Source organism: Hydrocoleum sp. CS-953 (genome assembly GCF_002260545.1).
Lineage (GTDB): Bacteria > Cyanobacteriota > Cyanobacteriia > Cyanobacteriales > Microcoleaceae > Trichodesmium.
Window position 1 is genome coordinate 1 of the sequence record NZ_LGSU01001498.1, and the last position, 21,491, is coordinate 21,491.

The 21,491-nt window shown below is 37.8% G+C and carries 14 protein-coding genes and 4 pseudogenes; 6 read left to right on the forward strand and 12 right to left on the reverse strand.

The window, feature by feature from the left end; translation table 11 throughout:
• Window positions 1–691 precede the first annotated feature (691 nt).
• The 10 genes and pseudogenes from metK to AFK68_RS34040 form a co-directional block, all read right to left on the reverse strand.
• On the reverse strand, window positions 692–1,951 hold the full coding sequence (gene metK / locus AFK68_RS33990; protein WP_094678816.1) for a methionine adenosyltransferase: 1,260 nt from the start codon (window positions 1,949–1,951) through the stop codon (window positions 692–694).
• A gap of 658 nt (window positions 1,952–2,609) precedes the next feature.
• Window positions 2,610–3,344, reverse strand: coding sequence for an HAD family hydrolase (locus tag AFK68_RS33995; RefSeq protein WP_094678818.1), 735 nt, complete (start codon window positions 3,342–3,344; stop codon window positions 2,610–2,612).
• A gap of 218 nt (window positions 3,345–3,562) precedes the next feature.
• Window positions 3,563–4,247 (reverse strand): S1 RNA-binding domain-containing protein (locus tag AFK68_RS34000; protein WP_168186775.1); only part of this gene is annotated, 685 nt, incomplete at its 5' end.
• Between the two features lies 1 nt (window position 4,248).
• A pseudogene (locus AFK68_RS34005) lies at window positions 4,249–4,883 on the reverse strand (S1 RNA-binding domain-containing protein); the annotation flags it as partial.
• A 1,774-nt stretch (window positions 4,884–6,657) separates the two neighbouring features.
• Window positions 6,658–7,209: a transcriptional regulator NrdR gene (gene nrdR, locus AFK68_RS34020; RefSeq protein ID WP_094678824.1), complete on the reverse strand. Its 552-nt coding sequence runs from the start codon at window positions 7,207–7,209 to the stop codon at window positions 6,658–6,660.
• A 151-nt stretch (window positions 7,210–7,360) separates the two neighbouring features.
• Window positions 7,361–7,456, reverse strand: coding sequence for a photosystem II reaction center protein T (locus AFK68_RS34025; protein WP_094678826.1), 96 nt, complete (start codon window positions 7,454–7,456; stop codon window positions 7,361–7,363).
• A 185-nt stretch (window positions 7,457–7,641) separates the two neighbouring features.
• A pseudogene (locus AFK68_RS40725) lies at window positions 7,642–8,061 on the reverse strand (photosystem II chlorophyll-binding protein CP47); the annotation flags it as partial.
• 1 nt (window position 8,062) lies between these two features.
• Window positions 8,063–8,730: pseudogene (locus AFK68_RS36025) on the reverse strand (photosystem II chlorophyll-binding protein CP47); the annotation flags it as partial.
• 1 nt (window position 8,731) lies between these two features.
• A pseudogene (locus AFK68_RS34035) lies at window positions 8,732–9,564 on the reverse strand (photosystem II chlorophyll-binding protein CP47); the annotation flags it as partial.
• 923 nt (window positions 9,565–10,487) lie between these two features.
• Entirely contained in the window at window positions 10,488–10,808 is a 321-nt protein-coding gene (locus AFK68_RS34040; RefSeq protein WP_094678828.1) for a hypothetical protein, read from the reverse strand.
• Between the two features lie 249 nt (window positions 10,809–11,057).
• Between AFK68_RS34040 and AFK68_RS34045 the strand changes: the two genes are divergently transcribed.
• The 5 genes from AFK68_RS34045 to AFK68_RS34055 form a co-directional block, all read left to right on the forward strand.
• On the forward strand, window positions 11,058–12,230 hold a 1,173-nt coding region (locus AFK68_RS34045; protein ID WP_210407772.1), incomplete at its 3' end, for a DUF4347 domain-containing protein.
• Between the two features lie 28 nt (window positions 12,231–12,258).
• The coding region (locus AFK68_RS47600) for an SdrD B-like domain-containing protein (RefSeq protein WP_371357698.1) at window positions 12,259–12,734 on the forward strand (476 nt) is incomplete at its 3' end.
• Between the two features lie 55 nt (window positions 12,735–12,789).
• A partial coding sequence (locus AFK68_RS47605; RefSeq protein WP_371357699.1) for an SdrD B-like domain-containing protein occupies window positions 12,790–14,799 on the forward strand: 2,010 nt, incomplete at its 3' end.
• Window positions 14,800–15,750: 951 nt separating this feature from the next.
• Window positions 15,751–17,904, forward strand: a complete 2,154-nt coding sequence (locus tag AFK68_RS47610) for a Calx-beta domain-containing protein (protein WP_371357700.1) — start codon at window positions 15,751–15,753, stop codon at window positions 17,902–17,904.
• A 287-nt stretch (window positions 17,905–18,191) separates the two neighbouring features.
• On the forward strand, window positions 18,192–18,545 hold the full coding sequence (locus AFK68_RS34055; protein ID WP_094678834.1) for a Dethiobiotin synthetase: 354 nt from the start codon (window positions 18,192–18,194) through the stop codon (window positions 18,543–18,545).
• A 1,219-nt stretch (window positions 18,546–19,764) separates the two neighbouring features.
• Here AFK68_RS34055 and AFK68_RS34060 read toward each other — a convergent pair.
• Window positions 19,765–19,977, reverse strand: coding sequence for a hypothetical protein (locus AFK68_RS34060; protein WP_094678836.1), 213 nt, complete (start codon window positions 19,975–19,977; stop codon window positions 19,765–19,767).
• Window positions 19,978–20,217: 240 nt separating this feature from the next.
• Between AFK68_RS34060 and AFK68_RS47615 the strand changes: the two genes are divergently transcribed.
• Window positions 20,218–20,307, forward strand: coding sequence for a DUF4896 domain-containing protein (locus tag AFK68_RS47615; RefSeq protein ID WP_371357695.1), 90 nt, complete (start codon window positions 20,218–20,220; stop codon window positions 20,305–20,307).
• A gap of 557 nt (window positions 20,308–20,864) precedes the next feature.
• Here AFK68_RS47615 and tnpA read toward each other — a convergent pair.
• Window positions 20,865–21,272: an IS200/IS605 family transposase gene (gene tnpA / locus AFK68_RS34065; RefSeq protein WP_094678838.1), complete on the reverse strand. Its 408-nt coding sequence runs from the start codon at window positions 21,270–21,272 to the stop codon at window positions 20,865–20,867.
• Between the last annotated feature and the right edge of the window lie 219 nt (window positions 21,273–21,491).

The following is a 21,491-nucleotide window of genomic DNA, read 5'->3' on the forward strand; positions in this document are numbered from 1 at the left end:
AAATGGCATCGAAGCTATTTATTCTGACTCCTGACTCCTGATTAATTGTTGAACCCTCCCCAAAATACTTATTCAGCAGATCCTAATTACCTAATTAGTTTCTGTTTTTACTTCTTCCTTGACTTGATTTTTAGCTTCAGTCTGATTTTTTTCCTTACCCTGAACTTGTCTTTCCAAAAGTTCTATTTGATTAAAAATTAATCCGAAAAGAAAAAAAATAATAAAAAAAATATGAAAAAAGATTTAATTTTTACAATTTGTGGAATTTATAATTTTTTATTGTAGGGATAAATTACAAATTTTAAGATGTAACTGCCTATGTATGAATTTGGTATAAAAAGCTGATGACTGATAGTTGAGTTGCTCATTGCTATAAATATAAACTAGCAACCAAAAGAAAAAAGCGCTTTTGGTTGCTGAGAGTCAAATATTATTAGTAATCATGGCTGACCAATTAACTCTCAAAGCATTTGTTTATCAGTAAGAGTTTTAGTCTGATTAGGAGCGAAAAAAAAGTTCAAATTTTCTGTCTAAAAAGCTTAAAAAGTTAGCATTTTGAGCAGATAAAAGTGGTAAAATTCAGGGATAATTATCTCTCTTAATTCCTCCTGAATTCTTTAGGGGCAATTAGCGCATCGCCCCTACAAAAATACTTATTCAGCAAACCCTAAAAAAAGTTTATAGAGACTAACTAAACTGTAGTTGCTAACTGTGGACTAAATGCTTCCTTTAATAACTCTACCTTATCTAATTGTTCCCAAGGTAAATCTAGATCGGTACGTCCTAAATGACCATAAGCAGCAACATCTTGATAGAAACGACCTCCTCTTTCACCAGGCAATTTCCGGAGGTTAAAAGTCTGAATAATTCCTGCGGGACGAAGCTCAAAGTTTTCTTTCACTACTTCTAATAACTTATCTTCATCTACTTTACAAGTACCAAAAGTCTCAATCATCATACTAACAGGTCTTGCTACACCAATAGCATAACTAATTTGAACCTCACATTTTTCTGCTAGACCTGCTGCAACAATATTTTTAGCAATGTAGCGACAAGCATAAGCTGCAGAACGGTCTACCTTAGTTGGATCTTTTCCAGAAAAAGCACCGCCTCCATGACGAGAATAACCACCATAAGTATCAATGATGATTTTACGTCCTGTAAGACCAGAATCTCCCTGTGGACCACCAATTACAAATTTACCAGTGGGGTTGACAAGAAAACGAGTTTGTGAATCAGGTTTAATCTCTACATCTGTAAATATAGGCTCGATAACATATTTCCAGAGGTCTTCTTTAATCTTTGCTTGAATATCTGATAATTCTGTAAGTTCCCCAATAGTAGCAGTGTGTTGAGTAGAAATTAAGATTGTATCAATACCAACAGGACGGCCATCTTCATAAATAATAGTGACTTGACTTTTGCCATCTGGCCTTAAATAGGGAAGTTGACCTGTTTTTCTGACCGCAGTTAGTTGGCGAGCAACTCGGTGTGCTAAACTTATAGGTAAAGGCATTAATTCAGGTGTTTCATTACAGGCAAAACCAAACATTAAGCCCTGGTCTCCAGCTCCCACTGCATCAAGTTCTTCCTCACTTAATTGTTCACGAGTTTCTTGAGCTTTATCTACGCCTTGAGCAATATCTGCTGATTGTTCATCAAGAGCTACTAAGACTGAACAGCTATCGGCAGAAAAACCATTTTCCGCATAGACATAGCCAATATCAGCAATTTTTTTTCTAGCGAGTTCTATATAATTTACTTGTGCTTTAGTTGTAATTTCACCAGTAATTAGGACTAACCCTGTATTTACTACTACCTCAGCAGCCACACGACTTTGTGGATCTTGCGCTAGTATTGCATCTATAATTGTGTCGGAAATTTGGTCGCAAATTTTATCAGGATGTCCTTCAGTAACAGACTCAGAAGTGAATAGGTAACGACTAGACAATATTAGTTCCTCCTATATTTTTCCTTAAATTATTTGAGCGAGTAATAAGCTTTAACTTAGGGATAATACTTGTACAAAATAACTACTTTCTACTTTCTGTGCTATCATATTAAGTCAACTATCCAAAAGAAAACTCAGTTTGTAGTCAGCTATTATGTTTTTTATACCATTCTCCATATATATNCTTTAGCCACCAAAATATCTCCGAAAAATGGTATGGGTTTACAACATTAAGGTTGAAATTACCCTACTTGACATAATCCACATTTGACATAATATTTTCTGGTCAATCAATTATTTTGACCAGAAGAAGCAGAAAATTATCAATTATTTATTGATTGTCCCTGAGTTAATAACTTAATTAATTATAGCAAAGTATTGTATGCAAGTACACAAATCAAATAATTAATACAATCCCAGCGTTGTACTTAGGCGACATCAAAGGATTCTTCTACCTATTCCCTAAATTTCACAAAAATGACAAGATTAAGATGTTGGACAGGAAGAAAATAGGATTGGTGTATATATAAATTATAAATTATTTCCACTGGATTTTGACAGTTAACAATTATTTGCCATTGATATTAACAACCACCAAAATAGCTATTTTCGATCAAAAATAATTATTTTTATTTTTCCAAGTGATGCAACTAATCTGTCACAATACCTTAATTTCTTCTAACTTAGCGATCGTTACATCTGCTGCCTTTAGGTGGTTAGCTTTCGGTTTCCCCCAAAAAATACCGATACAACCTGCTGCTCCAGCTTTCTTCCCCATTTCTATATCTGTGGGAGAATCTCCTACCATTAATGCTGTGACTGGTTTAACCCCTAATTTTTTACAAGCTTGTAAAAATAGTTCTGGATCTGGTTTACTACGAATATCATCAATCCCCATTTCTAGTTGAATATAATTTTTAAGTTGATAGTATCTGACAAAATTTTGCACTGCTGTTGTATTATCAGCAGACAATATACCCAGTTTTATATCTGCTTGGGAAAGATACTTGAGAACTTCTAGACTGCCTGTAAACATAGCACCAGGAGTAGACTTCGGCAATATTTGGTCAGCTTCTGCAAAAGCTTCTTGAGCAATACTTAATGATTCTAACCAACCTCGACCTGTTTCAGCGATATAAGCTGCTGCTGCAATTTCGTTTTCGCGTCTACTGCCAACTGCCATTAATCCTGTAGGGTCAATATTATTGCCATCAATCCCAAAAGCCATTAGTAAAGGTTCTCCTATTCCAGGAATTTTAGCATCAATGAGGCGAGAGCGCTTTTGCCCCAAATTTCTTAAAAATTCTTGGGAGTCTTCTAGAGTACCATCTTTATCAAAAATGATTGCTTGAATATCTTGGAAGATTACACCTCGGCAGTTAATATCTACCATTGTTTCGTATATAAAAAAAAATTTTTGATTGTTAGTTATATTCTTAATGATTCAGAATATTAGTATTAGGAGAGCAGGATATAGGGAATAGCTTTAAGTTATTGTTGATTTGTTTATATTTTCAACTTACCATTTTGCTTACTCCCTATTCATCTGCTATTGTCAAGAGGTTTATTCTCAAGCTAATGCTGCTCTATCTGTACCTACTGTAGCAGCCTTTATGATGTAGTATCCTCTGTTTTTTCGGATTCTACTGCTTCAACTTCCGGTGCTTCTACTGCTTCTGCTACTGCTTCAACTTCCGGTGCTTCTACTGCTTCTGCTGTTGCTTCAACTTCCGGTGCTTCTACTGTTTCTGCTGTTGCTTCAACTTCCGGTGCTTCTCCTGTTTCTGCTGTTTCTGCTGTTTCTTCTATTGTCTCTCCTCGCTGTGCAGCCATCAGTTTTTCCCTAAACTTAGCTGCCATTTCCTCTGCTTGGTCGTATACCAGTTGTGGATTTTTCACCATCGCCCCTGGTTCTGGTTCTAGTTGCTTAGTTGACAAAGATATGCGACCTCTATCAGCATCTAGATCAATGATCATAACTTTCAGTTCATCATTGACTTTTAGTACAGTGCTAGGAGTTTCTATATGGTCATGGGAAATTTCTGATATGTGCAGCAAACCACTTACACCACCAATATCTATAAATGCTCCATAAGGCTTAATACCACGAACTGTACCTATGACGACTTCTGCTACTTCTAAGCGATTCATCTTCCGCTCAACTAAGGCGCGACGATGACTTAAAACCAAACGATTGCGTTCTTCGTCTACTTCTAGGAATTTTAGAGGTAATTCTTCGTTAAGTAAATCTTCTTTTGGTTTGCGCGTACTAATGTGAGAACCTGGAATAAATCCANGCTCCATAAGGCTTAATACCACGAACTGTACCTATGACGACTTCTGCTACTTCTAAGCGATTCATCTTCCGCTCAACTAAGGCGCGACGATGACTTAAAACCAAACGATTGCGTTCTTCGTCTACTTCTAGGAATTTTAGAGGTAATTCTTCGTTAAGTAAATCTTCTTTTGGTTTGCGCGTACTAATGTGAGAACCTGGAATAAATCCACGCAACCCTTCTATCCGAACTAGAGCACCACCACGATTCGTCGCAAATACTTGGGAACGCACGGTTGCATCTTCTGCTTGTAGTTGTCGGACTCTTTCCCAAGCCCGCATATATTCTATCCGTCGGATGGATAAAGTTAACTGTCCATCTTCATTTTCATCTGTTAAAATGAAAAATTCTCTTGTCTCATTTGACTGTAGAACTTCTTCAGGGTTTTCTACCCTATTAATTGACATTTCTTGGATCGGAATATAAGCAGCAGTTTTAGCTCCAATGTCAATTAATGCTCCCCTTGGTTCTAAACTAAATACTGTCCCTGCTACAATATCCCCAGGACTAAAGTGATAGTCATATTTATCTAGTAGGGCTGCAAAATCTTCGTGAGTAAAGCCGACTTCCTTGGCTGGTGTTTTCAAATTTATCATGCGTGTATTTTCTTGGGATTTCTCTCCTTAATGTTTTTACTTGTCTTGATAGGTTTACCTCTCACCAAATAATAGGAAATATTGAGGTTTTTTTAGCCTCTCTACTTATATTTTATAAGTTATATATGAGACGAAACTTTCCTTTACAAAAACTATGGTTTCATAGAAAAACCTATTTTTTTGTATAATTTTAGGTAAGCAACTGTTACTTTTCAGGCCATTAGAGTTTTTCTAGCAATACCACTTGCCGAATCAAGGTTTGGGTATTTACTTCATTTTTTTAATAACTCTAATTTAGAGTTCGACTTACCTAGAGTGTTGATATACTCTAGTGAGGTCTATATATCAGTAGAATATAAATTTTACCGAGTCAAGCCAAGTTCCTAGACTACCATTATGATTCAAAACACTTTATTTTACCACAACTCTGAGCCTAGTTATTTTTTTTGCCACTTTTGGCCAATAACTTTTCAATTTATCTAGATGTTGGCAAAATACCTACACATATCTCTTCTATTGTCTTGGTGTCTTATGGAGATATTGAGAATATTTAGCATCATCGTAAGACCTTGCCCTAAGTTAACACTTAGTCGATCCATCCCTCTCTCTGTGAAACAGGAAACCCATAGCATTAACAAAACTGTTTGGTATTGGGTATTTCAACACTTAATAATTACCTCTTCTTATAAAGAAGAGGATTTTGCTCAAGGAAATTTTTTTCTTCTCTTGGTTGGTTGGATATGGCGTTTAACGCTCCCCACAACGCGCGTTTTTTCCTGACGGAATGCTCCGCAANTAGTCGATCCATCCCTCTCTCTGTGAAACAGGAAACCCATAGCATTAACAAAACTGTTTGGTATTGGGTATTTCAACACTTAATAATTACCTCTTCTTATAAAGAAGAGGATTTTGCTCAAGGAAATTTTTTTCTTCTCTTGGTTGGTTGGATATGGCGTTTAACGCTCCCCACAACGCGCGTTTTTTCCTGACGGAATGCTCCGCAAACATGTCGCGTTTTCCGTCCCGGAATACTCCGCAAACATCTCGCTCCCCGTTTCATGTCGGCGACAGCCGAAAAGCGAAACGCGGAGCGACATGAATGGAGAGGCTTTATACCTTATAGCAGTTTTCATGTTTTTTAGAGTACAGAGATTTGGGTTTAAAGGAAGAAGGCTCATATTATCTAGGAGAGAAGGAAGAAGTAATGCAAGTCATGAAGTGAAAACCGCTATANACAGAGATTTGGGTTTAAAGGAAGAAGGCTCATATTATCTAGGAGAGAAGGAAGAAGTAATGCAAGTCATGAAGTGAAAACCGCTATAATTTTCGGTAAATATCTTAACTCCAAAAATATATTTAAACTACATATATAAATATAATCTAGTTACTATCTAGTAACTAGAGTTATCGCTAAATAAACTGAAAAAATCGTACTTAGATATAAACATACTAATAATTTCAGGTATTTATCAGGGCTAATAATTAGCAGCTTGACAGATCAGGGATTTTTAATTTTTTTTCACCTTTGAAAGCGACTTGTCTACTATTTATTGTCAAGTTTAAGACTAAGTTGTACAAGAGGCTGGTGTTTCATGATCGGGAGCATCTTGTTCTAGAGAAATGTTAGAACTTTTTGGCAAAGTCCTAGCAAATTCTAAATTATCTTTTTGATTTTGTAGATGATTTAAGGTATCTACAAAATCCCGAATACCTTGAAATTTACGATAAACAGAAGNGAAAGCGACTTGTCTACTATTTATTGTCAAGTTTAAGACTAAGTTGTACAAGAGGCTGGTGTTTCATGATCGGGAGCATCTTGTTCTAGAGAAATGTTAGAACTTTTTGGCAAAGTCCTAGCAAATTCTAAATTATCTTTTTGATTTTGTAGATGATTTAAGGTATCTACAAAATCCCGAATACCTTGAAATTTACGATAAACAGAAGCGAAACGAATATAAGCCACTTCACTAATAGCACTCAATTTACTCAGAACAATTTCACCAATTTCAGCACTGGTAATTTCTCTCTGGGATCTACCCTGTAATTCAACCTCTATTTCATTGACAAAAGCTTCAAGCTGACTAGCTTCAATACCAGTCTTTTCGCAGGAACGGATAATACCTCGAAGTAATTTAGACTTGTCAAAAGACTCCTTTTTACCATCCCTTTTGAGCACTGTTACTGTAACAAATTCGATTCTTTCATAAGTCGTGAAACGATGCTGGCAGTTCATACATTCCCGCCGACGTCGAATACTTTTACCAGATTCAGCTGACCGGGACTCTAGAACACGACTATTTGTATGTTGGCAAATTGGACATAGCATACTTGAAATTTTTCATACATAAATAATTTTCCCCAACTCAGGGAGATGGCCATTGGTTATTAGTTATTGGGTATGAGTGCTGGGCTAAGAACTCAGCACTCATAAGTTATCAAAAAGGCAATTTTTTTGATAGGAAACTCATCAAGAATGATTACTTTCCAATCCTAGGTGGATCGCGGAAGGCGATCGCAAAAAATATTACGCCTAAGGCCAAAGCTAATACCAGTATATAAGCTGTACTTTCCATAAGGGAATTTCCTGAAAATCCGATTCTTTATTAGTTTACCAGTTGATAGTAAATAAAAGTCCAACGAAAATACTTTGTAATTTTTTTCAAAGTAATCGTTGGACTTTTATCAAATTTAAAGATTAGAGATAGCTATTTGGCCATCATTGTCTTGATACCAAATTTTAGTATTTGTTTTTTTGTGTTTACTCCCTACGGGTACTCAAGTCACCCAATTTCTGGAATAAACCAAACTCTACTTGTTCCTCTAGGTCTGGGTCAATACCAGCAAACACATCGCGGAATAAAGTCCGGCATCCATGCCAAATATGACCAAAGAAGAATAGGAGAGCAAAACAAGCATGACCATAAGTAAACCAACCACGAGTGCTAGTTCGGAATACACCGTCAGACCCTAAAGTTTCTTGGTCAAATTCAAAAGGTTGACCTCCCTGAGCTTTACGAGCAAACTTCTTAACATCTGAGGAGTTAGTAAAGGTTTGACCATCAAGTTCACCACCGTAGAAGGTAGCTGTTACGCCCTGAGCTTCAAAACTATATTTTGACTCGGAACGACGGAAAGGAATATCAGCCTTAACTACACCTTCTGAATTAGTTAAAATAACNTCAAAAGGTTGACCTCCCTGAGCTTTACGAGCAAACTTCTTAACATCTGAGGAGTTAGTAAAGGTTTGACCATCAAGTTCACCACCGTAGAAGGTAGCTGTTACGCCCTGAGCTTCAAAACTATATTTTGACTCGGAACGACGGAAAGGAATATCAGCCTTAACTACACCTTCTGAATTAGTTAAAATAACTGGGAAAGTCTCAAAGAAGTTAGGTAGACGACGTACAAATAATTCCTCGCCATCCTTATCCTTAAACACAGGATGACCAAGCCAAACTTGAGCTAAACCATCACCATTGTTCATTGGGCCTACACGGAATAGACCACCTTTAGCGGGACTATTACCAACGTAGTCATAAAAGGCCAATTTTTCAGGTATAGTTTCCCAAGCTTCTGAAGCAGTTTTGCCTGCTGCTAACTCAGCTTGGACACGACGATCGATTTCTTGCTGGAAGTAACCACTATCCCACTGATAACGAGTTGGGCCAAACAACTCAATAGGAGTAGCAGCGCTACCGTACCACATTGTTCCAGCTACAACAAAGGCTGCAAAGAAAACTGCTGCAATACTGCTAGATAGAACTGTTTCAATATTACCCATCCGCAAAGCTCTGTATAGACGTTCTGGTGGCCTTACAGATAAGTGGAATAAACCAGCAATAATTCCNCCACTATCCCACTGATAACGAGTTGGGCCAAACAACTCAATAGGAGTAGCAGCGCTACCGTACCACATTGTTCCAGCTACAACAAAGGCTGCAAAGAAAACTGCTGCAATACTGCTAGATAGAACTGTTTCAATATTACCCATCCGCAAAGCTCTGTATAGACGTTCTGGTGGCCTTACAGATAAGTGGAATAAACCAGCAATAATTCCCACAATTCCTGCTGCAATGTGGTGAGCTACAATTCCACCAGGATTAAATGGGTTAAATCCTTCTGGTCCCCAGGCAGGGGAGATCGGTTGGGCAGAACCCGTCAATCCATAAGGATCTGATACCCACATTCCCGGACCAAATACTCCGGTCAAGTGGAAGGCTCCAAAGCCAAAGCAAAGTAAACCAGATAAGAATAAGTGAATACCAAACATTTTTGGTAGGTCTAGAGCAGGTTCTCCTGTACGTTCATCAAAGAACAAGTCTAAGTCCCAAAAAACCCAGTGCCATACAGCAGCTAGGAATAACAGACCAGAAAGAACAATGTGAGCTGCTGCTACACCTTCAAAAGACCAGAAACCAGGATTGGAAGCTACTTCTCCTGTAACACTCCAACCACCCCAAGATTGGGTGACACCTAAACGGGCCATGAATGGCATGACAAACATTCCCTGACGCCACATGGGGTTTAGGACTGGATCGCTAGGATCAAAAATTGCTAGTTCGTAAAGGGCCATTGAGCCAGCCCAACCTGCTACTAGAGCAGTGTGCATTAAATGCACTGAAATTAGTCGTCCTGGATCGTTCAGAACAACTGTGTGTACCCGATACCAAGGTAGCCCCATTGACTACACTCCTCCTGTAAGTGATAACTATTCTGAAAGCTTTTTTCTTTTCCTTGTTATGCTCTCTTCAAAAATAAATTGTCCCAAGATTGGTCCTATCATCAAGATTATTTCGGACAGAATGGCCANCTACACTCCTCCTGTAAGTGATAACTATTCTGAAAGCTTTTTTCTTTTCCTTGTTATGCTCTCTTCAAAAATAAATTGTCCCAAGATTGGTCCTATCATCAAGATTATTTCGGACAGAATGGCCAAATTTACCAGATGAGTGCATAAAAATTAAAACTTTTTCAAGAATTGTATAGAGTTTTGAAGTTAATAGTCAAGTAAATTGAAGAAGGAATAAGGACATAGTATTTAGTTGTTGATATTCACTTAGTTTTAGCTAGTTCTGTCTTAACAGTAATGGCAACTGCCATGTAAGCATTTCCTACGGAATGCTGCGCAAACAGCCGTCAGCTCTCAGCGACCAGCTATGAGTTATTACAGCGCTTTTCAGATGGATCAACCACATCGCCATAACCAAAACCCTGTAGGGGCGATTTCCGTGCCGGAATGCTCCGCAAACGCGAATCGCCACTACTGTGGTCTACTGAAATGAAAACCGCTGTAACTTATCCTATTTGTCAGAAGGAATTAATCTCCAAAAAGTGAAATATAAAGAAAAAGATCATNTCTACTGAAATGAAAACCGCTGTAACTTATCCTATTTGTCAGAAGGAATTAATCTCCAAAAAGTGAAATATAAAGAAAAAGATCATCAACTAATTTTAATCAGTCCTGTACATTGGCTCGACTATTAGCTAACTGCTGAGGTGCTAATAGCTGAATGCTTAGACTGCCATAGCAATTTCTACTGTACTTAGAAATTAACTTTTGCCTTTTAACTTTTGCCTTTTGACTTTTAACTTTTGCCTTTTAACTTAAATATGGTGAGTTTGACAAATGGCTGAGGTCTTGGAAAGATATTCCAAGACTTTTTCGGCATCAATCAAGCGAGTCAATACAACGTTGCCAATATTTTGATTAGAAGCAGATTGTTGAGCTTCAGCAGTGGGATAAACTTCGACCATTAGGACTGCATCTTCGACCCGATGGAGCCACATTTGTTCGTTTTTATCCCAGAGAGAAATTGACATTTTTTTAATATCGGGTGGCCGTCTCCAGGCAATTTCATTCCACAGGCCACCGACTGTCCAGATTTGACCTATTGCCCATCCCTCTGATAAGAAGAAGTATTTCACAGACTTTGATTGGGTTAACTAATTTATTAAAAAGTTTATCAAAAATAAGAATATTGAAAATATCTACAAATAGATATTAAGTAATGTTAAAAAAGTCAGGCTATTGGCTCGAAAAGATGAAAATTTAATGTTTTTTCTATAGAGTTATTTCTATTTGGATTTATATAATTAAATTCAACTTTATCAACTACAGAATTTAAGTTGAAGTTAGGGAAAAAATAATATAAACCAGATTCAGGAATATTGATTATGAACCTTTTAACTGCCAACCAAAATGATAATATTCTCTGTCAAAATTCTGCAAGTAATGGTTTTTTGGTAAGTAGGCGATCGCCTGGTTTTGGGATGTTGGTAGTTATTGACTCCAGGGTGGAAAATTATGGGATGTTGGTATCGGGGGTTTTACCGGGGGCAAAGGTTGTAATTCTGGAATCTGGTGAGGATGGGGTTAGACAGGTAAGTAGGGCGATTTTTGACTATCCGGTTTCTAGTCTGCATATTGTTTGTCATGGTTCACCTGGTAGTTTGCAGTTGGGTAATACTCGGTTGAGTCTTGCGAATTTGGCAGCATACGGAAGGGAGTTGGAAAAGTGGGGAGAGGCGATAGGAACTGGTGGAATATTATTGTATGGTTGCGAGGTAGCTGCGGGAGATATTGGGGCAGCTTTTGTGGAAAGGTTGCATGAGTTGAGTGGGTTAGGTGTTGCTGCTGCTTTTGGGCGTGTTGGTAGTGCAGAGTTGGGCGGTAGTTGGGAACTTGGGGTTAAGGTTGGGAATGTTGGGGATGGTTTGGCGTTTGGGGAGGAAGTGCTGGTAGGTTATGGTGGAGTATTTGCTGAAAATTCAAGTTCAATTTTTGCCTCCCAGATAGATGTAGGAAACGATCCCCCTACAAATATTCAGCTAGAAGTCCTTGATATAGATCCTGCTAGTACAGGGCCTGTACCCATACGCAACCTCATCACCACAGACCCCGACGACAATAGTTTCACCTATGCTTTAGTAGCGGGAGAAGGAGATGAAGACAACAACTTACTTCAAATCAGTGGTAACCAACTCCTTGTTACACAACTTTTAGGATTAGACTCTGAAACCAACCTATTCTTAGACTTTAGAGTCCAAACCACCGATAGTGCTGGAAATTCCTTCGAGAGAAATTTCAGCATCCCAGTTGGTTCTCGTCCTAGATTCACTATTGAAGAAGTTGAATCAGCTACTGTAGGTATTCCTTACAATCAATTAATTACTACTTCCGATGCTGACACCCCCCCAAACGAACTAGAAATTAGTAGTATTGAAAACCTGCCTGACTGGTTAAACCTAACTGATAATGGAGATGGAACAGCTAGTCTCACAGGCACTCCAGATGACAATGATATAGGCAATTTTAACATTCAACTAACAGTTACTGACTCAGATGACNGAACTAGAAATTAGTAGTATTGAAAACCTGCCTGACTGGTTAAACCTAACTGATAATGGAGATGGAACAGCTAGTCTCACAGGCACTCCAGATGACAATGATATAGGCAATTTTAACATTCAACTAACAGTTACTGACTCAGATGACTTCGCTAACACTCAAAGCTTTACATTAGAAGTAGTAGATGACCAACCACAACTCGGTAGTATTAGTGGGGTGAAATTCTCAGATAATAATGGAAATGGAATCTTAGATGAAGGAGAACTAGGTTTAGGAAATTTCACAATTTACCTAGATTCTAATGAAAATGGAATCTTAGATGAAGGAGAACCACAAACATTAAGTGATAGTATGGATGGGTCTTACTCATTCAATGATTTACCACTGAATAACTACACGGTAAGAGAACAACAGCAACAGGATTTCTTACAGACTACCCCAGAAACAGTAGCAGTCAGTCTTACCTCAGACCAACCTGATCCTACTGTTAATATTGGTAATACNTCTAATGAAAATGGAATCTTAGATGAAGGAGAACCACAAACATTAAGTGATAGTATGGATGGGTCTTACTCATTCAATGATTTACCACTGAATAACTACACGGTAAGAGAACAACAGCAACAGGATTTCTTACAGACTACCCCAGAAACAGTAGCAGTCAGTCTTACCTCAGACCAACCTGATCCTACTGTTAATATTGGTAATACTTTCGGTTTTAGTGGGCGAAAATTTAACGATCTTAATGGTAACGGTATTTTGGATGAGGGTGAACCGGGATTACGTGAGGTCACTATATATATAGATATCAATAACAACGAAATTTTGGATGATGGTGACATTTCTACTACTACTGACGACCAAGGTAATTACAGATTATTCACCAGCAGCGATATACCAAATGGCACATATTTTGTCAGGGAAGTAGCACAAGAGGGTTTCCAGCAAACTACTTTAAATCCGGTAATTACAATTGATGATGGAGAAATATTAAATGTTGAGGATACTTTTAATGTCAATTTTGGTAACCAGCAGCAACAAGTACAGGGCCGTATTAGTGGTACAAAATTCAACGACCTCGACGGTGATGGAAATTTTGACCCTGACGAACCTGGAATACCAAATGTAACAATTTACCTAGACCAAAATAGAAACGAAGTATTTGACCAAGACGAACCATTTCAATTTACAGATATTGATGGGAACTATCGTTTCGATAACCTTACTCCTGGTGAATACATTGTTCGGGAAGTTGTACCACTAAATTTCAGACCGACTCTTACTCCCCAACAACCAATTACTATTACTGCTGCTGGCGAAAATGTTCCCGACATTAATTTCGGTAACACTACTAATATTGCTGGAATTTCTATTACTCAAACAGATGGTAGAACCAACGTTACCGAAGGTCTAACAACCGATACCTCCTACCAAATAGTTCTCGATAGTATTCCTGATGGCGTAGTTAATATAGCGATCGCTCCAGATAATCAAACAAATCTAGGTGCAGGACCAGGTATTCCCATAACACGAAGTTTTGACAGCACAAATGCTCTAACTCCTCAAATTATTAACGTCACAGCAGTAGATGACGATGTAGCGGAAGGCCCTCACTTTGGCAACATTACTCATAGCGTCACCAGCATTGATGACCCAAACTATAACAGTCAAACAGTACCATTTACCGTAGATGGCGAACCATCACCATTTGTCGTCACTGCCAACATTACTGATAATGACACTCCAGCAGTTTCCACTTCTGTAACTACTACCCAAGCTGCAGAGGGAGGTTTCACTGGTGCTTACTCTCTAGTGTTGACCACACAACCTATCGCCCCAGTTACTATCAATTTTGAGACAGGAGAGGAAATTCAAGCTATAGACCCCATTATTTTCGATTCAACAAACTGGAACTCAGAAAGACTGATAACGGTTACAGCGATAGACGACTTTGACATAGAAGGAGACCATTTTGGTATAATTAATCATCTTGCTACCAGTACAGGTGGTGATTACAACGGTATAAATATTTTACCAGTTACAGTCGATATAACTGATAATGATCTTGCCGGAGTTTCTATTAACCCCACTGATATTGAGGTAACGGAGGGTGGGGCTACAGGAAGTTATGAAGTTGTTTTGACCACACAACCTACTTTACCAGTTAGGATAGACTTTGATACAGGAGACCAAATTCAAGGCATAAACTCGATTACTTTTGACGATACTAACTGGAATGTAGGGCGTTCTATAAATGTTACTGCTATAGATGACTCGAGCGCTGAAGGAAACCACATCGGTACTATTCGTCATATAGTTACCAGTGAGGATATGAATTACGACGATCTGGAAATTTCCCAAGTCACTACTAATATTACAGATAACGACACTCCAGCAGTTTCTATCCGACCTCTCAGAACTAATGCTACCGAGGGTGGAGAAACAGGAAGTTATGAAGTTGTTTTGACCACACAACCTACTTTACCAGTTAGGATAGACTTTGATACAGGAGAGCAAATTCAAGGCATAAACTCGATTACTTTTGACAATACTAATTGGGATAGACCTNAGGGTGGAGAAACAGGAAGTTATGAAGTTGTTTTGACCACACAACCTACTTTACCAGTTAGGATAGACTTTGATACAGGAGAGCAAATTCAAGGCATAAACTCGATTACTTTTGACAATACTAATTGGGATAGACCTCAACCAATAACAGTTGCAGCTTTCGATGACTTAATTGCAGAAAACAACCACATTGGTACAATTAGCCATCAAGTTATTACTACAGATGAAAGTTATGCTACTGTTCAAGCTTTACCAGTAAGAGTAGATATTACAGATAATGAAACTCCTGCTGTTTCTATTACTCCTCAAGAAACAACTGCTACAGAAGATGGAGTTCCGGGTAGTTATGAAATAGTATTAACAACAGTTCCGATAGCAGATGTTACTATTAACCTGGTTCCAGATAATCAAGTTGAGACTGTTCCTGCCTCTATCACCTTTACCCCAGAAAACTGGAATATTCGTCAACCAATAACAGTTTCAGCAATAGATGACGATATTCCAAATGAAGAACAACATATTGGCAGAATTACTCATCAAGTTATTAGTGGTGACCCTAATTATAATAATCTCACAGAAATATCCCAAGTCACAGTTGAGATTACTGATAATGACGCTGAAATTGAAAACCCACAAGTCATCATTAATGAATCTGATGGCAATACAATTCTGACTGTTGGAGAGTCTGACACTTACGATATCCGTTTAGACCGTAACCCCACTACTCCCGTCGATATTACAATTACCCCACCTCTTCAAATTAATCTTGGTGCAGGTGCAGGTATTCCGATTACCCGAACATTTAATGAACAAAATGGAATTACTCCCCAAACTGTTACAGTTACGGGAGTTAATGATGGTAACTTTAACATTAGTCACACTGCCAGTATTAATGGTACCAACCTAGAATTTACAGTTGATGGAACACCTACAAATATTGTTACTGCTAATGTGATTCCAATTACCCCAGAGCTTGGTAGTATCAGTGGGATAAAATTTCAAGATGATAACGGAGATGGAGAGCAAAATCTTGGCGAAGTAGGACTGCCTAATTTTCAGATTTATCTCGATGTTAACCGGAATAATAATTTCGATCCAGACGAACCGAGCGCTATAACCGATAACGATGGTAGCTACGTTATTACAAATATTCTGCCAGGGGAATATCCTCTGCGGGAAGTTCAGCAACCAGGTTTCACTCAAACTACCCCTAACCAAAATGTTACAGTTACAGTTATAGCTAACGAAAATCTTCGAAATCAAAATTTTGGTAATGCACCGCCAGCTATCCCAGGTACTCTCCAATTTAGCGCCCCCAGTTTCAGCATTGATGAAAATACACCCACTAATAATGCTACATTTACAGTAACTCGGACTGGTGGAAGCGATGGAGTTGTCAGTGCTGATATTGATATTACTGATGGTACAGCGAATCGAGGTAGTGATTTTGGCGACCCTGTTCCTGAGACTATTTCCTTTGCAGATGGCGTGACTCAACAAACTGTTAGTATTCCAATTATTGATGATAACTCGGACGAGAATACAGAAACTGCCAATTTAAGTTTAACTAATGTGACTGGTGGAGCAAATGTTGGTCAACCTGCTACTGCTACTTTGGAAATTATTGATGATGATCCCCCTCTCATTGCTAACCCCGATACCGCTAGCATAACTCAAGGAGACCAACCTATAACTATTAATGTCTTGGCAAATGATGAAGGGAACTTTCCAGAGATTATCGCTGTTGATAATTTGAGCCAAGCTGGAAATAATGTTACTATAGATGGTATTAACAACCAAATTATCTATAGTCTCGCTCCAGGGTTTACAACTACCGAACCTTTCACAGATACTTTCAATTACACTATTAGCAATAACCCAAATACTCCTAATTCTACGGCTCCAGTCAGCGTTGTAATTAATCCACCACTTGCATTTCCAGGAAGTATCAGTGGAATTACATTTAACGATATTAACCGCAATGGTTCCCTCGATCCAGGAGAAACTGGATTACCAAACGTTACAGTTTTCCTAGATACTAATCCAAATGATACTCCTGACTCCAACGAACAACAAACTGTTACAAACGAGTTTGGTATCTATAATTTCTTTGACTTATCACCAGATAATTATACAGTCAGAACAATTTCTCCTCCTGACGCTACTCTCACAACTGCAGCAGAGATTTCTGTTCCCTTGTCTTCTGCTCAAAATGTTAATGATACTAACTTCGGTTATCGTTTTCCCAACCCAGGTACTCTCCAATTTAGCAACCCCACCTTTAGGATTATCGAAGGTACGCCGAATGCTATAGTTACAGTAACTCGGACTGGTGGCAGCGATGGAGTTGTAAGTGCTGATATTAATCTTACCGATGGTACAGCGAATCGAGGTAGTGATTTTGGCAACCCTGTTCCTGAGACTATTTCCTTTGCAGATGACGTGACTCAACAAACTGTTAGTATTCCTATTTTTGATGATGAATTAGACGAAAATACGGAAACTGCCAATTTAAGTTTAGCTAATGTGACTGGTGGAGCGAATATTGGTCAACCTGCGACCGCTACTTTGGAAATTATTGATGATGATCCTCTTACCACTCAGGTGTTAGGGTTTGAGGAGTTTCCCAATTTTGCTCGTATTCCTCCTATCCCAGTTAATACTCCTCAAGGTTCTGCCAACCTTGGATTTTCTAGAAATACTGTAGCTTTAGCTAGTCGGAATATACCAGGAGGTGAGGGAAGATTTAATGTTAATCCCACTATCAATAATACTGTTATTGCCTACGATACTGGTAATGCCATTAGAATTGATTTGGATGATATAATTACTCAAGTAGGTCAAATTCAATCTGGTAGTATTTTCTTTGATTATGCTTCACCTAACAGAATTCATACTGTAACATTTTTCGGTGCAGATAATCAGCAAATTGGACAACAACCTTTACCGCAGACTCCTCCTGGTCAATCCCCGAATGATTTTAGTAATTTTCGTCGTGAAGATATTTCAATTCCAGGGGGTACTCAGTTTATTGAGATTGGTAGTCAAGCAACTGAACTTGGTATTGATAATTTACAGTTAACATTACAAACAGAAGACTTTTAAAAGTTTTTGTTTGTAGTTTGGCTCTAGCAAATGGGTTATATCAAATCCGTTTGCTACGGTTCCCGAGAAATCGGAGTAACAAGAAACCGGGTTTGTGGGAGAGCAATGGTAGGGACGTTACATGCAACGTCCGTACAAGGGAATTTGAGACAAACCCTGTTTCTCTGCTTTTTTATACCTATACTACCGGATTTGATCTTAGAGCCAAACTACGAGCGTATTTCTTAGAAGGGGATGTTTTACCCAACTACTAAAATTAATATTATCAAGACAATTCTACTTTTAATATGGATTACGAAACCGCCCGTCAATTTATCATTGACCAAGGAACTGCCCTAGAAACTACAATTAACCCCGATGCTTTTCTCATGCGTCTCGACCAAGGCAAACCTCCCATTCCAGGTCAAGTAACTAACATTTTGTTAGCTCTAAAAATTTCTTTTGAAACATTACAAGGAGACCCCCTTCTAGACCGAGAATTAGTTGCCGGATTATATTTATTAGCAATGGAAAGCTTAAAATTATTTGAAGCAGGCAGACGAAAAGGAGTTATGTGGCCACCACTTTTAAAAGAAGATATTGAACGAATTTCAATTGCTGTGAAAAATATCTTTTCTGGAGTTTGGTCTGAAGCAAAATAAGTAAGCATTCAGCTTTTTTAATGAATTAGAGCATTAAGGTTATACCAATAGAAAAAAAGAATGTTAGTAAGCATTCAGCTATTAGCTGTCAGCCATCAGCAATAAGACTAGGATGAGTGTAGTTAAGATTAATTCTGGCTCAATAGAACTCTGGTCTTACAGCCGTTTTCCTGCACAGTAGACCACAGTAGGGGCGNAGCGCTGTAAGGGCTGGGGTTTAAATAAAGCTTTTATGTAAAATGAAAAGCAATAGCTGATAGCTAACGGCTGACGGCTGAATGCTTACGAATGTTACTAATAGTAAGGGGGATAAAAATATTTTTCAGAAGATTTCCCTTTGACAAAAAAGATAATTTCTGAACTAAAACATGGTATTAAAGGCATTCCCATACGACTCCTGACTCCTGACTCCTGAGTCCTAAAAAATCCCCTAGTCATTTGTAGCAAACATTTATCAAAATGGTATTAGGAGATGGGAAATAGGAATAATATCAAATCCGGTAACATCGGTGTAATTCAGATAAAGAGTGTGGGAAGGGTGGGAGTGTGGGGAGATGGGGAGAGCTAGGAAGATTTGGGAATGCCTGAAGATGGAATATTTTTTATACTGAATTAAGCGGATTTGATATAATGTTCAGGAATTTGTAGTCAGATAACTATCTCAATCTNCTAGTCATTTGTAGCAAACATTTATCAAAATGGTATTAGGAGATGGGAAATAGGAATAATATCAAATCCGGTAACATCGGTGTAATTCAGATAAAGAGTGTGGGAAGGGTGGGAGTGTGGGGAGATGGGGAGAGCTAGGAAGATTTGGGAATGCCTGAAGATGGAATATTTTTTATACTGAATTAAGCGGATTTGATATAATGTTCAGGAATTTGTAGTCAGATAACTATCTCAATCTCTTGATAATAATTCCTCTAAAAAAGTTAATTAGCTGATAGCTTAAATCTAAATACTTACCCCGATAAAGTTGATTGATTTTCAATTCTGAAAAAAGGCAAAATTCAACAGGTAAAAGTTAATCTATATTGTAAATTAGGTAAGAGCTACCTGCCATATCTATTACAAAATAGAGAAATACCAGACTTTTCCAAAATTCACAATTTTCTCAGAAAATCTGGTAATTTTATAGGGATAAATGTTGACTCTATGTTGCAAAATAACTTCGATCAAAAATAAATTTTATCTCGTTGTTTACTCACAGTTATTCACATTATCTCCTGAAATCCTTTTTCTCAGAAATACTTTCTAGAGATGCTAAAACTACAGGTAGTTCTGCTAAGAAAGTTGCCACTATTACCTCATCTTGGCAAGCTATCTGATTACTTATATTCGTCTCTTTGTCTGAAACTTGATAACTCATAAGGTGTTGATTAAAGTTGTAAGTTAATATTGATTGTTTAGGCTGTGGTGCAATTAAAACCATGACTTTCACCTCCAGTCGATTAATTTAGGGAAGCCTTAGCTTTTTTCCCTACTTCTATCATTACCGATTTTGAACCTGATATTAAAAAAATGTAAAATAGCTTTACAATTGCTAGGGATCAACAAGAAATGGAAATTTGCTGAGGGGTAAAAGACTTGAGATTCTCCTACTCAAAAATTAAATGCTCAAACTTTACCCAATAATTAAGGTTTAAAGCCTCTCACTCGCCGTGGAGAAACAATGAATTTATTTTCCTTTTATTCAATCCTCTTCCTTTTAGGGAGAGGTAATTATCAATTATCAATTATCAATTATCAATTATTGAACTGATATTATGTCTCTTGGAATACCCAGAATAAAAACTTAGGGAGTAGGGAGTAGGGAGTAAGGAGTAGGGAGTAAGGAGTAGGGGGAATTTTGTTTTAGGGCATTCCCTCGGAAAAGATACTCTGTTGAAAGAGAATAATATTTCTATTATGACTAATTAATAAGACTTGATATTAATCAATATTGAGTCAAAATACTAGAGACTATCAAAAAACGAGTAGAGTATGGAAGCCGACTGATTGACAATGTAAGGAATTAGGGAATATGAAAAACCATAAAATGTAATTTTACTGCATTACCAAACCAAGATATCCCCTAACAAAAATCAGAGTAATTTTTGAAACTGGTATTCAAAATTGATTAGTACACAGAGGTTAGAAGGGAGTTCATTATCCATTAATGAACAATGGATAATTATTTATTACTTGATAATGAATTAATTACTAATTATAAATTGGTAAGTATTCAACAGCCAGCTATCCATTTCTAAGACACGAAGAAAAGACGAGAGTTTGGTAGCCCCGTAACTTTAGTTCGGGGCGGAAAAACGAACGCTTGTTTCAACAAGCGTGATGAGGGTCGTTGATATATTCTAAAATCTTAGCGGTGCTGACCTTTCCAGTGGTGTCATAAAAATAGCTGTGAGTCCATAAGCTGGGTAGTTTGCATAACTCAGGAAACTCTAGTCTCAACAGTCTGGATGACCTGCCTTTTAAGGCTTTAACTATTTTGTGGATGGCGACATCAGACCCATGTTCTACCAATACATGAACATGGTCTGGGGCTATTTCTAACCCTTTTATTAACCAACCTTTTTCTGTGGCCACTTCTGATAATATCGCTGCTAACCTTATTTTGATTTGACCCACTAATACTTTCTTACGCCGTTTAGGAATCCAAACTAAATGGACATGGGCTAAACCTACTGAATGGTTACCATGTCGGTATATTTTTTGTTTGTTTTTCATGTTGATAAGTTGAAACTTATCGACACCTTGATTATAATAAAAACATGAGCAAAAAAAGTAAGAAAAAAACCAAAAATTATGGATGTCAACAAGTTTTATTGCATCCAGATAAAGACTTATGGGCTATATTAGAATATTTGTGCGGTGAGGCAAATAAAGTGTTTAATTGCTCTGTTTATTATGCCCGACAAGTTTGGTTTAAAGAAAATAGATTTGTCA